Origin of the sequence: Dysosmobacter sp., assembly GCF_034093755.1 — a bacterium.
Taxonomy (GTDB): Bacteria; Bacillota; Clostridia; order Oscillospirales; family Oscillospiraceae; genus Oscillibacter.
Genome location: NZ_JAXEBZ010000051.1, coordinates 1 through 13559, shown reverse-complemented (window position 1 = coordinate 13559; position 13559 = coordinate 1). Strand labels below are relative to the sequence as shown.

13 protein-coding genes, 1 riboswitch and 1 other annotated feature are annotated in these 13559 nt (G+C 63.1%); of the genes, 6 read left to right on the top strand and 7 right to left on the bottom strand.

Annotation, left to right across the window (positions count from 1 at the left end; genetic code table 11):
- The first annotated feature begins 61 nt into the window (after window positions 1-61).
- The 5 genes from SOX55_RS06835 to SOX55_RS06815 all read left to right on the top strand — a co-directional run bounded on the left by SOX55_RS06835 (window position 62) and on the right by SOX55_RS06815 (window position 5223).
- Complete coding sequence (locus tag SOX55_RS06835) at window positions 62-1051, top strand: ABC transporter permease (protein ID WP_325286691.1); 990 nt, start codon at window positions 62-64, stop codon at window positions 1049-1051.
- Window positions 1044-1838: an ABC transporter ATP-binding protein gene (locus SOX55_RS06830; RefSeq protein WP_325286690.1), complete on the top strand. Its 795-nt coding sequence runs from the start codon at window positions 1044-1046 to the stop codon at window positions 1836-1838. The genes SOX55_RS06835 and SOX55_RS06830 overlap by 8 nt, the downstream gene beginning before the upstream one ends.
- 135 nt (window positions 1839-1973) lie before the next feature.
- Window positions 1974-2219, top strand: a binding site (T-box leader).
- Window positions 2220-2406: 187 nt separating this feature from the next.
- On the top strand, window positions 2407-3459 hold the full coding sequence (locus SOX55_RS06825; RefSeq protein ID WP_325286689.1) for an ABC transporter substrate-binding protein: 1053 nt from the start codon (window positions 2407-2409) through the stop codon (window positions 3457-3459).
- Between the two features lie 110 nt (window positions 3460-3569).
- On the top strand, window positions 3570-4457 hold the full coding sequence (locus tag SOX55_RS06820; protein ID WP_325286688.1) for an ABC transporter permease: 888 nt from the start codon (window positions 3570-3572) through the stop codon (window positions 4455-4457).
- On the top strand, window positions 4450-5223 hold the full coding sequence (locus tag SOX55_RS06815) for an ABC transporter ATP-binding protein (RefSeq protein ID WP_325286687.1): 774 nt from the start codon (window positions 4450-4452) through the stop codon (window positions 5221-5223). Before SOX55_RS06820 ends, SOX55_RS06815 begins: the two co-directional genes overlap by 8 nt.
- 89 nt (window positions 5224-5312) lie before the next feature.
- Here SOX55_RS06815 and SOX55_RS06810 read toward each other — a convergent pair whose 3' ends face one another.
- Window positions 5313-5606 (bottom strand): hypothetical protein, encoded by a 294-nt coding sequence (locus SOX55_RS06810; protein WP_325286686.1) that lies wholly within the window; start codon window positions 5604-5606, stop codon window positions 5313-5315.
- A gap of 248 nt (window positions 5607-5854) precedes the next feature.
- On the opposite strand from SOX55_RS06810, the gene SOX55_RS06805 reads away from it, so the two are divergent.
- Window positions 5855-7237 carry an alanine/glycine:cation symporter family protein gene (locus SOX55_RS06805; RefSeq protein ID WP_325286685.1) on the top strand — a complete coding sequence of 461 codons (1383 nt, stop codon included), beginning with the start codon at window positions 5855-5857 and terminating at the stop codon, window positions 7235-7237.
- A gap of 47 nt (window positions 7238-7284) precedes the next feature.
- Here SOX55_RS06805 and SOX55_RS06800 read toward each other — a convergent pair whose 3' ends face one another.
- The 6 genes from SOX55_RS06800 to fabF all read right to left on the bottom strand — a co-directional run bounded on the left by SOX55_RS06800 (window position 7285) and on the right by fabF (window position 12608).
- The gene (locus SOX55_RS06800) at window positions 7285-8025 is read right to left on the bottom strand and encodes an amino acid ABC transporter ATP-binding protein (RefSeq protein WP_325286684.1); all 741 of its coding nucleotides are present in this window, start codon (window positions 8023-8025) and stop codon (window positions 7285-7287) included.
- Window position 8026: 1 nt separating this feature from the next.
- A complete protein-coding gene (locus SOX55_RS06795) occupies window positions 8027-8908 on the bottom strand; it encodes an amino acid ABC transporter permease (RefSeq protein ID WP_325286683.1) in 882 nt (293 codons plus the stop codon).
- A gap of 84 nt (window positions 8909-8992) precedes the next feature.
- Window positions 8993-9913 (bottom strand): transporter substrate-binding domain-containing protein, encoded by a 921-nt coding sequence (locus tag SOX55_RS06790; protein WP_325286682.1) that lies wholly within the window; start codon window positions 9911-9913, stop codon window positions 8993-8995.
- Window positions 9914-10067: 154 nt separating this feature from the next.
- Window positions 10068-10241: riboswitch (Lysine riboswitch) on the bottom strand.
- Window positions 10242-10390: 149 nt separating this feature from the next.
- Window positions 10391-10849 carry a MarR family transcriptional regulator gene (locus SOX55_RS06785; protein WP_325286681.1) on the bottom strand — a complete coding sequence of 153 codons (459 nt, stop codon included), beginning with the start codon at window positions 10847-10849 and terminating at the stop codon, window positions 10391-10393.
- Window positions 10850-10928: 79 nt separating this feature from the next.
- The gene (fabZ, locus tag SOX55_RS06780) at window positions 10929-11366 is read right to left on the bottom strand and encodes a 3-hydroxyacyl-ACP dehydratase FabZ (RefSeq protein WP_442873616.1); all 438 of its coding nucleotides are present in this window, start codon (window positions 11364-11366) and stop codon (window positions 10929-10931) included.
- A 3-nt stretch (window positions 11367-11369) separates the two neighbouring features.
- On the bottom strand, window positions 11370-12608 hold the full coding sequence (gene fabF / locus SOX55_RS06775) for a beta-ketoacyl-ACP synthase II (RefSeq protein ID WP_325286680.1): 1239 nt from the start codon (window positions 12606-12608) through the stop codon (window positions 11370-11372).
- Between the last annotated feature and the right edge of the window lie 951 nt (window positions 12609-13559).

The following is a 13559-nucleotide window of genomic DNA, read 5'->3' as shown; positions in this document are numbered from 1 at the left end:
CCGGTCATGCCCGTTCCTTTGGTCCGGAACGGTAATGAAATTGTAAAGAGAGGGACATTTCATGACGTATCTTGCTTCCCTGAGCCTGCCCAACCTGCTGGCCCGTATGCCGGCGGCCGTGGGTCAGGGTCTCATCTGGGGCCTGATGGCTCTGGGCGTGTACATCACCTTCCGCCTGCTGAACATCGCCGATCTGACGGTGGACGGCTCCTTCGCCACCGGCGGCGCCGTCACCGTGATGCTGATGCTGGCGGGCTGGCCCGCCTGGGCGGCGCTGCTGGCGGCCATCGTGGCGGGCCTGCTGGCGGGCCTGGTCACCGGCCTGCTCCACACACGGCTGGGCATTCCCGCCATTCTGGCCGGCATTCTCACCCAGTTCGCCCTGTACTCCATCAATCTGCGGATTATGGGCATGCGGGCCAACCAGACGGCCAACATCAAGAAGCTGGGCATGTTCTGGGAAAACGGCAAGGGCTTCCTGCTGTCCTCCCGCTACGTGCCCCAGGCCATCGCCGTGGGTCTGGTGCTGGCGGCGGCAATCATCGCCCTGTTCTACTGGTACTTCGGCACTGAGCAGGGCAACGCCCTCCGGGCCACCGGCTCCAACCCCGCCATGAGCCGGGCGCAGGGCATCAACATCGACACCATGAAGGTGCTGGGCCTGGCCCTGTCCAACGGCATGGTGGCCCTGTCCGGCGGCCTGATGACCCAGTTCCAGGGCACCGCCGACGTGAACATGGGCCGCGGCTCCATCGTCATCGGCCTGGCGGCCATCATCATCGGCGAGGTGCTGTGCGACGCCCTGTTCCGCAAGGGCTGCAACTTCGGCGTGCGGCTGGGCTTCGTGGTTCTGGGCGGCATCATCTATTACATGGTCATGACCATCATCCTGTGGCTGAAGCTGGACCCCAACGACCTGAAGCTGTTCACCGCCATCATCGTGGCGCTGTTCCTGGCGGTGCCGTACCTGCAGGCCCAGTCCCGCAGCTCCTTCAAGCACGCTGCGAAAAACGCCGCCAAGGCGGAAAAGGAGGCCGGACGCAATGCTTAAGCTGTCTCACGTTTCCAAGACCTTCAACACCGGCACCATCAACGAGAAAAAGGCCCTGGTGGACCTGAACCTGCACCTGGAGCCCGGCGACTTCGTCACCGTCATCGGCGGCAACGGCGCCGGCAAATCCACCATGCTCAACGCCGTGGCCGGCGTCTGGCCGGTGGACAGCGGCACCATCTCCATCGACGGGGTGGACGTCACCGGCCTGCCGGAGCACAAGCGGGCAGCCTTCATCGGCCGTGTGTTCCAGGACCCCATGCTGGGCACCGCCCCCAACATGCAGATTGAGGAAAACCTGGCCCTGGCCTACCGCCGGGGACAGAAGCGGGGCCTGCGCTGGGGCGTCACCCGGGCGGAGCGGGCGCTGTATCGGGAGCGGCTGGCCACGTTGGGCCTGGGTCTGGAGGACCGCATGACCTCCAAGGTGGGATTGCTGTCCGGCGGACAGCGCCAGGCGCTGACGCTGCTGATGGCCGCCTTGCGCAAGCCCAAGCTGCTGCTGCTGGACGAGCACACCGCCGCCCTGGACCCCGCCACCGCCGCCAAGGTGCTGGAGCTCAGCGATCAGATTGTGGCGGAGAACAATCTCACCGCCATGATGATCACCCACAACATGAGCGACGCCATCGCCCACGGCAACCGGATCATCATGATGAACGCCGGCCAGATCATTCTGGACATCCGGGGCGAGGAGAAGAAGCACCTGACCAAGGAGATCCTGCTGCGGAAGTTCGCGGAGGTCTCCGGCGTCCAGGAGGAGACGGACTCCCTCCTCCTGTCGTAAAAGAGGGATTTCCCGGGCGGACGGCACAGCTGTCCGCCCGGTTTTCGTTCTTTCCCGCTTTATAGCGATAATTTGTCAAAAAAGGGGGTTGACAAATGACCGCCGGTCGCATATAATGCAAAGCAATCAAACACCAGCAAACCGTTGAGCAAGAGGAGTACCCGGCGAGGCAACCTTTCAGAGAGCCGTGGATGGTGGAATCACGGCAGAGTACTTTCCGGTGAATGGACTTGTGAGGGTAGGGCGAACGCCGCACGGCCAGTAGCTTCTGACGGGGACCGCACCCGTTACCAGTGGCGGCAGAGATGGTTGTCTCTGAATCGAGCGGACGCTTCGGCGTCAACTTGGGTGGTACCGCAGGATGAAAGTCTTGTCCCAAAGAATTGGGATAAGGCTTTTTTGTTTTGCTTCCGCAAAACAAAAATACCTTTTCCCCGGAAAGGAAGGACCCCGATGAAACACAACACCAACCACATCTCCCTCACCGGACGATGGCGCCGATGGCAGCGCTGAACCCCCTTCCATCCCGCCAAACCAAACAAACAACGTCTGTAAAGGAGATTTTATCATGAAAAAGCTGTTCAAGAATATGGTCGCCGCCGCCCTGTCCCTGTCCCTGATGCTGTCCCTGGCCGCCTGCGGCTCCGGAAACACCGCGTCCTCCGCGCCTGCCGCCTCCGCACCCGCTGCTTCCGCCGCCGCGTCCGCTCCCGCGGAGCTGCCCATCATCGGCATCAACCAGTACGGCGAGCACGGCTCCCTGGACAACTGCCGCATCGGCTTTCTGCAGGGCCTGGAGGAGGCCGGCCTGAAAGAGGGCGTGGACTTCAGGGTGGACTATCAGAACGCCGGCTTTGACGACGCCATCAACACCCAGATCGGCCAGAGCTTCTCCGCCGAGGGCGCCGCCTTGATGGTGGGCATTGCCACTCCCTCCGCCATCGCCTGCTACAACGCCGCCGAGGAGAAGGACATTCCCGTGATCTTCACCGCCGTCACCGATCCCGTGGCCGCCAAGCTGGACTCCGGCAACATCACCGGCACCTCCGACAAGCTGCCGGTGGACGCCCAGCTGGACCTGATCCGCCAGCTGCAGCCCGACGCCAAGGCCATCGGCATCATCTACACCACCAGCGAGCCCAACTCCGTATCCGCCATCGCCGAGTATCAGGAGAAGGCCCCCGAGTACGGCTTCACCATTGTGGAGCTGGGCGTCACCTCCCAGGCAGAGGTCCCCCAGGCGGTGGACACCCTGCTGGCCAAGGGCGTTGACTGCTTCTCCAACCTGACCGACAACAACGTGGTGGGTGTGCTGTCCTCCATTCTGGACAAGACCAACGCCGCCGGCATCCCCGTCTACGGCTCCGAGGTGGAGCAGGTGAAGCTGGGCTGCGTGGCCGCCGCCGGTCTGGACTATGTGAAGCTGGGCGTGCAGACCGGCCAGATGGCCGCCAAAGTCCTGAAGGGCGAGGCCGCCTGCGCCGACATCCCCTATGAGACCATCTCCGAGTACGGCTGCTACATCAACTCCGGCGCGCTGGCCGAGATGAACATCACCATGCCGGAGATCACCCAGCTGGCCGGCAACGGCGTGGCCGTTATCGAGTCCGGCGAAGCCTGATTCTGTTTCCCCTCTCTCTTTTCCAAACGTCGGAGATTCCGGTGCACGGGCATTCTGCCCGGGTGCCGGGATTTCCGGCGTGTTTCCCACCTTAAAAGGAGGACCTTCCCATGACTGTGGAATTGCTCATCGGCACGCTGACCCAGGGCCTGATCTACGCTCTGGTGGCCTTCGGTGTGTACATCACCTACACCATTCTGGACTTTCCGGACCTGTCGGTGGACGGCAGCTTCCCCCTGGGGGCCGCCGTGACGGCGGTGCTGCTGACCCATGGCTGCGACCCGTGGCTGTCGCTGCTGGCGGCCACCGGCGTGGGCGTGCTGGCAGGGCTGTTCACCGGCATCATCCACGTGAAGTTCCACATCCGGAACCTGCTGGCGGGCATCATCACCCAGACGGCCCTGTTTTCCATCAACCTGAAAATCGCCGGCTCCAACCTGCCGGTGGACCGGGGCACCGACACCATTTTCACCTCCGCCCCGGTGATGGCCCTGCTGGGGAACACGTCCCTGTCCATCCGGAAGCTGGTGGTGTCGGCGGTGCTGGCAGTGCTGGTGAAGCTGGCCCTGGACCTGTACTTCCGCACCAAGTCCGGCCTGCTGCTGCGGGCCGTGGGCGACAACAGCACCCTGGTGACGGCCCTGTCCCGGGACTGCGGCAGCGTAAAGATTCTGGGCCTGGCCCTGTCCAACGGGCTGGTGGCCCTGGCGGGCAGCATCGTGTGCCACGAGACCCGCAGCTTCGCCGCCACCATGGGCACCGGCCAAGTGGTGTTCGGCCTGGCGGCCGTCATCATCGGCATCTCCCTGTTCCGCCGGCTGACCTTCGTCCGGGGCACCACCGCCGTGCTGGCGGGCAGCATCCTGTACAAGGCCTGCATCCAGGCGGCGCTGAGCCTGGGCTTCGACCCCAGCATGATGAAGTTCATCACCGCCATGCTGTTCCTGCTGGTGCTGATTTTCTCCGGACGGAAAGGAGAGGAGATCATCCATGCTTGAAGTACGTGACATCACCAAAACCTACAACCCCGGCACCGTCACGGAGCTGCGGCTGTTCGACCACTTCTCCCTGTCGGTGGAGGAGGGGCAGTTCGTGGCCATCGTGGGCAGCAACGGCAGCGGCAAGACCTCGCTGCTGAACATCATCTGCGGCTCCATCCCCATCGACAGCGGCGACGTGCTGGTAGGGGGGAAGAGCATCGCCAGACTGAAGGACTACCAGCGCTACGCCACCATGGGCCGGGTATATCAGGACCCCGCCCTGGGCACCGCCCCCAACATGACCATGCTGGAGAACCTGTCCCTGGCGGACAACAAGGGGAAGCCCTTCAATCTCACCCGGGGCGTCAACAAAAAGCGCATCGACTACTACCGCCAGGAGCTCTCGGGCCTGGGCCTGGGTCTGGAGGATAAGCTGAACGTGAAAATGGGCAGTCTCTCCGGCGGCCAGCGCCAGGCGGTGGCGCTGCTGATGGCCACCATGACGCCCCTGCAGTTCCTGATTCTGGACGAACACACCGCCGCCCTGGACCCCAAGACGGCAGAGGTGATCATGCAGCTCACCGACCGGGTGGTGCGGGAGAAGAAGCTCACCGCCATGATGGTGACCCACAACCTGCGCTACGCCGTGGAGTACGGCGACCGCATCCTCATGATGAATCAGGGCCATGTGGTGCTGGACCGGGCGGGGGCGGAGAAGCAGGCCACCACCGTGGACGACGTGCTGGGGCTGTTCAACCGCATCTCCATCGAGTGCGGCAACTGATATTGCTTCCGAAATTCACAGGCCCCGGGCGCACAGCGTCCGGGGCCTGTCAGTTTAAAAGGCCGAGCAGAAAGAAACAGCAGCAATTTCTACTTTCTCTTTGTACAGCGATACGACGAAAGCTTCGGAAACTCTCTGCCATTCGCAAAGCGATAATACCACCGAACAGCATTTTGAATATTTCCGTTTTTCTCCTTTGCATCCGCATGGATGCGGAGCAGAGCTTCATACATTCTGTTATCATCGGCAACAATATCGTCCAATGATACTCCGCAGATCTCCTCCGCCGCGTTTGCGCGGCTGACACGGGTGCTCACCGCCTTATCCTTGCTGCTGATCTGCTCTGCATCTTCCAGATATGCTCTGAATTCTTTCTCGCGCATAAATATCCACCTCCGATTACATCGTAGCACAAAATCATGCAGCCAGCATATGATTTTGTAAAATCACAGATGATTACACAGATATGCAAGGTTCTTTCAGAGCGCATACCGCTTTCACAAAGCAGTTGAAGCTGTTTTGTCCGCCATGAAAAAACATTTTCTCAAAAAACCTCTTTCAAAAGCCGGGGGTTTCCTGTATAATGGGGGAACCGGATTTGCGGATTTAAAGATTTAAAGGAGAAAATGTCATGGCTGCTTTTCGGGCTGTTTACAACTTCCTGTGGGGCGACCTGGTCACCCTCCCCCTGCCGGGCGGCGGCAGCGTGGGGCTGTCGCTGCTGGTGCTGCTGCTGATTCCCGCCGGCGTCTATTTCACCGTCCGCACCCGCTTCCTGCCGGTGCGGCTGTTCCCGGAGATGCTGCGCATCACCCTGGAAAAGAAGGAGAAGAGCCGCCATGACTCCATCTCCGGCCTCCAGGCCCTCATTGTGTCCACCGCCACCCGGGGGGGCATGGGCAACCTGGTAGGCGTGGTGGCCGCCATCTCCGCCGGCGGCGCCGGCGCCGTGTTCTGGATGTGGGTCACGGCCCTGCTGGGCTCCTCCACCGCCTTCGCGGAAGCCACCCTGGCCCAGCTCTACAAGGAGCCGGACCCCCTGTACGGCGGCTACCGGGGCGGCCCCGCCTACTACATCCACGCCTTTTTCACCCGGAAAACCGGGCGGAAGAAGTCCCTCGTCGCCGTGCTGTTCGCCATCTCCGGCCTCATCTGCTGGGGCGGCATCAGCCAGGTCATCAGCAACTCCGTGTCCGACGCCTTCTACAACGCCTTCTCCATCCCGCCCCTGTACACCACGGTGGTACTGGTGGCGGTGGCGGCGGTGATTGTGCTGCGGAAAAACGCCACCGTCCGGGTGCTGGACGTGGTGGTGCCCATTATGGCGGGGCTGTACTTCCTCATCACCATCGTCATCATCGTGCTGAACGCCGGGCTGCTGCCGGAGGTGTTCCGCTGCATCTTCTCCGAGGCCTTCGGCCTGCGCCAGGCGGCGGCAGGCACCTTCGGCGCGGTGCTGATGAACGGCGTGAAGCGGGGCCTCTTCTCCAACGAGGCCGGCTCCGGCTCCGCCCCCTGTGCCGCCGCCGCGGCGGATATCGACCACCCCGCCAAGGAGGGATTGCTGCAGGCCTTCGGCGTGTTCATCGACACCATTGTCATCTGCACCTGCACCGCCATGATCATGCTGCTGGCTCCCGCGGAGGTGACGGAGGGCCTGTCCGGCATGGGACTGCTGCAGGCGGCCATGGGCCACCATCTGGGCACCTTCGGCGTGGTGTTCATCGCCTCGGTGCTGTGGCTGTTCTGCTTCTCCACCTTCATCGGCATCCTGTTCTACGCCCGGCCCAACGTGGCCTACCTGCTGGGGGACAACTGGGCCTCCCAGACGGCCTACAAGATTCTGGCGCTGGTGATGCTGTTCATCGGCGGCCTGGCGGCCTACACCTTCGTGTGGGACCTGGGCGACGTGGGCATCGGCCTGATGACCATTTTCAACATGATCGTGCTGATTCCCATGGGGAAGGAGGCCCTCACCGCCCTCCGGGAGTACGAGAAACAGCGGAAGCAATAAACGCGAAAAGACCGTCTCCCGGCCGGGAGACGGTCTTTTTTTCTGATTTACTGGCCCCGGAAGCGGGAGAGGAAGTCCCGCGTCTCCTGTTTCTGAGGGTCGCCGAACACCTGCTCCGGCGTGCCGGACTCGCAGATGACGCCCTGGTTCATGTACACCACGTTGGTGGACACATCCCGGGCGAAGGCCATCTCGTGGGTCACCACCAGCATGGTCATGCCCTCCTGGGCCAGGCCCTGCATGACGTTCAGCACCTCGCCCACCATCTCCGGGTCCAGGGCGGAGGTGGGCTCGTCGAACAGCAGCACCTCCGGGTCCATGGCCAGGGCACGGGCGATGGCCACCCGCTGCTTCTGGCCGCCGGAGATCTGCCGGGGCCGGGCGTTGATGTAGGGGGCCATGCCCACCTTTTCCAGATAGTTCATGGCCGCCCGGCGGGCGTCCTCCTTGTTCTTTTTCAGCACCTTCACCTGGCCCACCATGCAGTTTTCCAGCACGGTCATGTTGTTGAACAGGTTGAAGGACTGGAACACCATGCCCACGTGGGAGCGGTAGGCGGCGGCGTTGACGCCACGGCCCGCCACGTTCTTCCCGTGGTACAGAATCTCGCCGGAGGTGGGAGTCTCCAGCAGGTTGATGCACCGCAGCAGGGTGGACTTGCCAGAGCCGGAGGCGCCGATGATGCTGGTGACGTCCCCCCTGGCTACGGTGAAATCGATGTCCCGCAGCACCTCGTGGCTGCCGAAGGACTTGGACAGGTGGTTGACCTGCAGAATCATATCGCTCATATCATCGATCTCCCCTCGTGCTTCCGTTGCGGTTTTTCAGGGCCAGCTTCGTCCGCTCCCGGTACTCCTTGCTGCGCTCGTCAAAGGGGGTGCCCCTGTCCGGGTGGCTGTAAGTGCCGGCGGTCATGGTCAGCTGGTCCGCCTGCACCAGCTCGTAGCTGTCGGAGCCGTCCATCAGCTTCTCCACCAGCCGCAGGAGGAAGGAGGCCGCCAGGGTCATGGTGAGGTAGCCGATCATTTCGATGGTGGCGGAGGGGAAGTACATGTTGTTGACGCCCACGATGTAGCGGTGGGCGGCGAAGAACTCCGTAAAGCTGATGATGAACATGACGGAGGTGTCCTTCACGTTGATGATGAAGTTGTTGCCGATCTGGGGCATGATGTTCCGCAGGGCCTGGGGCAGGATGACGCTGGTCATGGTCTGCACGTGGGTCATGCCGATGGCCTTGGCGCCCTCGGTCTGGCCGGGGTCGATGGAGATGATGCCGCCCCGGACGGACTCCGCCATGTAGGCGCCGGTGTTGATGGACACAATGAGGATGGCGGCGGCCCAGATGTTGTCGAACCGCAGGGCGTTATCCGTGAAATAGGGCAGGCCGTAGACGATGAACACCGCCTGCAGCACCATGGGGGTTCCCCGGAACACCTCCACGTAGACGCGCACCAGAACCCGGATCAGCTTCAGGAGAAACCGCTTGGGAAGGGGATCGCTTTTCGCGCAGGGAATGGTGTTCAGGATGCCGCAGATCAGGCCGATGACACAGCCGATGGCCGTGGCCGCCAGGGCCAGCACCAGCGTATTTTTCACACCGGCCATGTACATGGGCCAGTACTTGCTCCACAGCAGCGCAATGTCCTGACACAGCTTTACCAGCTTTTCCATGGAGGAAGCTCCTTTCGGTGAGATGGGTGCATCCCCCGACCCCGTTTCCGGGGCCGGAGGACGCAGGGAAGAGAGGGGTACGAATTAAACCTCGGGCTGGATGGCGATGGCCTGATCCATCAGGGCGTTGAAGTCGCCCTCGGTCATGGCGGACAGCACGCTGTCGATGGCGTCCTTCAGGACGGTGTTGCCCTTCAGCACGGAGATGCCGATGTTCACGTTCTCAGCCCGCTCCTCCTCGGAGGCAAACTGGAAGTCGCCGTCGGTGCCGGAGAAGTTCAGGATCACCAGGTTATCGTCCTTGGCCACGGCGGCCATGGCGGTGGGCATGTCGGTGCAGATGAAGTCCACGGCGCCGGTCTGCAGCTGCATGATCATGGCAGGGGCGGTCTCGGCGGGAGCCAGCAGCTCAGCGTTCTCGATCTGGGGCAGGCAGGAGTCATACCAGATGGTGCCGGACTGGGAGGTGCACTTGCCGCCGGCCAGGTCGGCGATGGAGGTGGCGGAGGCGTAGGGGCTGTCCTTGGTGGTGACGCAGACGATGGTGGCGTAGTAGTAGGGGCCGGCCATGTCCACCTCGGCCATGCGGTCAGCGGTCATGGACTGACCGGCGATGTTGGCGTCCATGGTCTTGGACTGGACGGCGGGGCACAGGGAATCCCAGGCACTGGAGACGATCTCCAGCTTCCAGCCGTTGGCGTCGCAGATCTTCTGGGCGATCATCACGTCATAGCCGTTGGCGTAGGAGCCGGGGACGTTGCTGATGGGCACGGCGCCGTTGGAGTCGTCCATCTGGGTCCAGTTGTAGGGGGCGTAGGCGCACTCCATGCCCACAGTGAGGACGCCGTCCTCCACGCCGGTGAACTCGGCGGCCTCAGCGGGAGCGGAGGCGGCGGGGGCGGCAGGGGCAGAGGCAGCGGGGGTGGAGGATGCGCCGGAGCCGCCGCAGGCGGCCAGGGACAGGGCCATGACAGCGGCCATGGCAAGAGAGAGCAGCTTCTTCATTTCATTTCACCTTTCCAATTTCCAGACTTGTATCGCGGCGGACAGGGGAACCTCCTTCCGCCGCCGCGCCGGGGGAGGAAAAAAACTGGACCGCTTTGTCAAGCGGTCCATGGAAATCAGACAATGGGGGAACTGCCGTTCCCGGGCATGGTCAGCCATTGATAGCGCTTCACAAAACAACTCTGTGACAGTCCGTCAGGTATTCCCTGCCGGCCCAGCGTCCGGTCGCCAGACAACGCCCGGATGCTTCGGCGGAAGCCCCTTTCCCCGCCGGCGGCTGTCTGGCCTTGCCGGAGGTACTGATGGTTCCCGCGCCTCTATCTCAGCGATTCAATTTTTCCGTATCGTAGCACGCCGTGTCCGCCCTGTCAACACTCTACCGGGGAAAAGTGGGGAAAATCGTGGATTCTTCCACATTTTCCCCACAAAATACCGTCCGCTTTAGGCGTATTGATGACTTCCTGCGGCGGACACTCCTCACTCCGGCATCCGCGCCCGGGGAATCTGCACCTCCGGCATCAGCTCGTCGCTGACGATGTTCAGCATCTCCTCCAGCCGGCGGCACTCCTCCGCGGAAAAGCGGGCGGCGATGCGGTCCATCACTTCCCGCATGTAGTTGTTGCTGATGTTGTAGTAGTCGATGTACTTCTGGGTGACCTCCAGGTGATACTCCCGACGGTCGTCCTGGGACTGGGTCTTGTTGATGTAGCCCTTTTTCACCAGGCTGTTGACCTTGTAGGCCGCGTTGGGCGGCGAGATGCGCATGAAGGTGGCAAACTCGTTCACCGTGGGGCGGCCAAGGGCGGAGATGATCTCCATGCAGAAGGTCTCCACCGTGGTGAGGCTGGCTTCCCGGTTCTGGAACCGCTGGAAGATCTCCTGGTAAAAATGGACCTTGAATTTGGTGTACACCTGATAAAACGCGTCTCTCAGCATCTGTCTTGCCCTCTTTTCCCCATAATTCCCGCTCTTTGCAAGGTAATTATAACCGATATCCGGGGAAAGGGCAACCATATCATTCCCCGCCAATGGCAAAGGTGATTTCCGCCGTGGCCGCCACTTCGCCGTTTACCGTGGCTTTGCACTCGCCCACGCCGATGGGGCCCCGCCGTTTCGTGAGGCGGCACTCCATCTCCACCACGTCGCCGGGCACCACCTGGCGGCGGAAGCGGGCGTCCTTCACCCGGCCCAGGAAGGCCAGCTTCCCCTGATTTTCCGGCAGGCTGAGAATGGCCACGCCGCCCACCTGGGCCATGGCCTCGATGAGCAGCACGCCGGGCATCACGTGTTTGGCAGGGAAGTGGCCCTGGAAGAAGGGCTCGTTCACCGTGACGCACTTGATGCCTTTTGCCCACTGGCCCGGCTCGCCGTCAGTGATGCGGTCCACCAGGGCGAAGGGGTAGCGGTGGGGCAGAATCTGCGCGATCTGGTTGGAATCATACTGCATGCCCATGCTTCAGCCCTCCCATTTCCGCAGCAGGATGCTGCCGTTGTGGCCGCCGAAGCCCAGGGAGTTGGACAGGGCGTACTCCACGTCCGCCGCCCGGCCGGTGTTGGGCACCACATCCAGGTCGCACTCCGGGTCCGGGGTCTGGTAATGGATGGTGGCGGGGAGGAAGCCGTCCCGCAGGGACAGGGCGGTGAAAATGGCCTCCACGGCGCCGGCGGCGCCCAGCATGTGGCCGGTCATGGACTTGGTGGAACTGATGGCCAGCCGGCAGGCGTGATCGCCGAACACCGCCTTCACGGCGGCGGTTTCGCCGGCGTCGTTCAGGTGGGTGGAGGTGCCGTGGGCGTTGATGTAGCCCACCTGCTCCGGCTCCACGCCGCCGTCCTGCAGGGCCAGGGCCATGGCCCTGGCGCCGCCGCTGCCGTCAGGCCGGGGAGCGGTCATGTGGTAGGCGTCGCAGGTGGCGCCGTAGCCCACGATTTCGGCGTAAATTTTAGCGCCCCGGCGTTTGGCGTGCTCCAGCTCCTCCAGCAGCAGGATGCCGGCGCCCTCCCCCAGCACGAAGCCGCTGCGCTCCGCGTCGAAGGGGATGGAGGCCCGGTCCGGGTCCTCGGTGGTGGTCAGCGCCCGCATGGCGGTGAAGCCGCCGATGGCCAGGGGGGTAACGCAGGCCTCCGTTCCGCCGCAGAGCATCACGTCGGCGTAGCCGTCCCGGATATAGCGGAAGGCGTCGCCCACAGCGTTGGTGCCGCCGGCGCAGGCGGTGACGGGGCAGGAGCACATGCCCTGGAAGCCGGTGTCGATGGCGATCTGACCGGCGGCCATGTTGCTGATGGCGGTGGGGATGTAGAAGGGGGACACCTTGTCCCAGCCCCGGGCCAGGCCCCGGTCATGCTCCGCCTCGGTGATGGAGAGGCCTCCGATGCCGCTGGAGACGATAACGCCGCAGCGGTCCGCCTCCTCACCGGCGGCAAAGCCGGCGTCGGCCATGGCCTCCCGGGCCGCCGTCACGGCGAACTGGGTGAACCGGCCCATGCGCCTGGCCTCCTGCTTCCCCAGGTGTTCCTCGGGGACAAAGCCCTTCACTTCCGCGGCCAGCTTCACCTTCTGCTCTGCGGGATCGTATGCGGTAATGGGCGCCACGCCGCACCGGCCGTCCTTCACGGCCTGCCAGCTCTCCGGCGCGGTCAGGCCCACGGGGGTCACGGCCCCCATGCCTGTGATCGCCACTCTGCGTCGTTCCATAGTTGTGACCTCCTGTAATATGGCTGCCGCCCACAGCGGCAGGGAAAGATTGCCGGGTCTCCGGCGGAGATGCACCCGTCCGGATGCGGGGGGTCCGGCCATCGCCGGGAGATGATGCACCGATTCCGGTGCGGAAAATGCCGGGACCCCGGCGGGGATGCACCCCCCATTTTCTTTGGGTCTTGCCCAAAGAAAACGGGCCGTGCACGGTCCAAAAGAAAAGCGCTTTTTCGCCTTTGTACACAAAGGCTACGGGAGATTCCTCAGACGGTGCTTCCCATGCCCGGACAGTCTCCTGCCGGGTGCGCTATACACAGTGCAAATTCGATACTGCTCCGCCGCAAGTTGCGGAAGTGCGGCGATTGTCGGGGTGGAAAACCGAAAGGTCTGTTCTTCTCTGCCCGCGCGTTACGCGCATACCCGGGGTGGTTATCGTTTATTGCCCCGGTAGGGCGTAGCGTAAGCGGAACGCCCGGGGCCAACACGCAGGGGCCTTTCGATTCTGCACCCCGATGACTGACCGAGTTCCAACTTGCGGCGGCAGAGTTTCAATCTTCATTCAATGTTCGGCGCACTCGGCAGAAGACTTCCCCAGGGCTCCCGCCGCAAACCAGCGAAGCGTTTGCGGTGGGAAAAGGAGGAGCACGGGAGCGGCGCGTGAAAAGCCCTTTCACGCTGGGCTTTTCACTTAAAGCGGACTTTGCGACGACGCGGTCGGCTGGGTCTGAGGAGACCCCCGGTCTGACCTTTGCGTAGCAAAGGTCACGCCTGGCGTTTTTCTTTTCCACCGGGCGCGGCGACTTTTCTTTCGACGCGTCAAAAGAAAAGTGGGGGAAACAGGCGAAGCGCCGCCAGCGGCGGAAACAGCGAGCCTGTTTCGAGGAAGCGGCACGATTGGCGGCCCCAACGGGGCCGGGAATCGTATCGCCGCGACGGTGGTCCGCATCCCCC

Bases quoted from the DNA above. Each gene is read 5' to 3' on its own strand.
- fabZ (WP_442873616.1), bottom strand. From the start codon at position 11,366: ATGGGCATGCAGTATGATTCCAACCAGATCGCGCAGATTCTGCCCCAC.
- SOX55_RS06795 (WP_325286683.1), bottom strand. From the start codon at position 8,908: ATGGAAAAGCTGGTAAAGCTGTGTCAGGACATTGCGCTGCTGTGGAGC.
- SOX55_RS06785 (WP_325286681.1), bottom strand. From the start codon at position 10,849: ATGCTGAGAGACGCGTTTTATCAGGTGTACACCAAATTCAAGGTCCAT.
- SOX55_RS06825 (WP_325286689.1), top strand. From the start codon at position 2,407: ATGAAAAAGCTGTTCAAGAATATGGTCGCCGCCGCCCTGTCCCTGTCC.
- SOX55_RS06830 (WP_325286690.1), top strand. From the start codon at position 1,044: ATGCTTAAGCTGTCTCACGTTTCCAAGACCTTCAACACCGGCACCATC.
- fabF (WP_325286680.1), bottom strand. From the start codon at position 12,608: ATGGAACGACGCAGAGTGGCGATCACAGGCATGGGGGCCGTGACCCCC.
- SOX55_RS06835 (WP_325286691.1), top strand. From the start codon at position 62: ATGACGTATCTTGCTTCCCTGAGCCTGCCCAACCTGCTGGCCCGTATG.
- SOX55_RS06815 (WP_325286687.1), top strand. From the start codon at position 4,450: ATGCTTGAAGTACGTGACATCACCAAAACCTACAACCCCGGCACCGTC.
- SOX55_RS06820 (WP_325286688.1), top strand. From the start codon at position 3,570: ATGACTGTGGAATTGCTCATCGGCACGCTGACCCAGGGCCTGATCTAC.
- SOX55_RS06810 (WP_325286686.1), bottom strand. From the start codon at position 5,606: ATGCGCGAGAAAGAATTCAGAGCATATCTGGAAGATGCAGAGCAGATC.
- SOX55_RS06790 (WP_325286682.1), bottom strand. From the start codon at position 9,913: ATGAAGAAGCTGCTCTCTCTTGCCATGGCCGCTGTCATGGCCCTGTCC.
- SOX55_RS06800 (WP_325286684.1), bottom strand. From the start codon at position 8,025: ATGAGCGATATGATTCTGCAGGTCAACCACCTGTCCAAGTCCTTCGGC.
- SOX55_RS06805 (WP_325286685.1), top strand. From the start codon at position 5,855: ATGGCTGCTTTTCGGGCTGTTTACAACTTCCTGTGGGGCGACCTGGTC.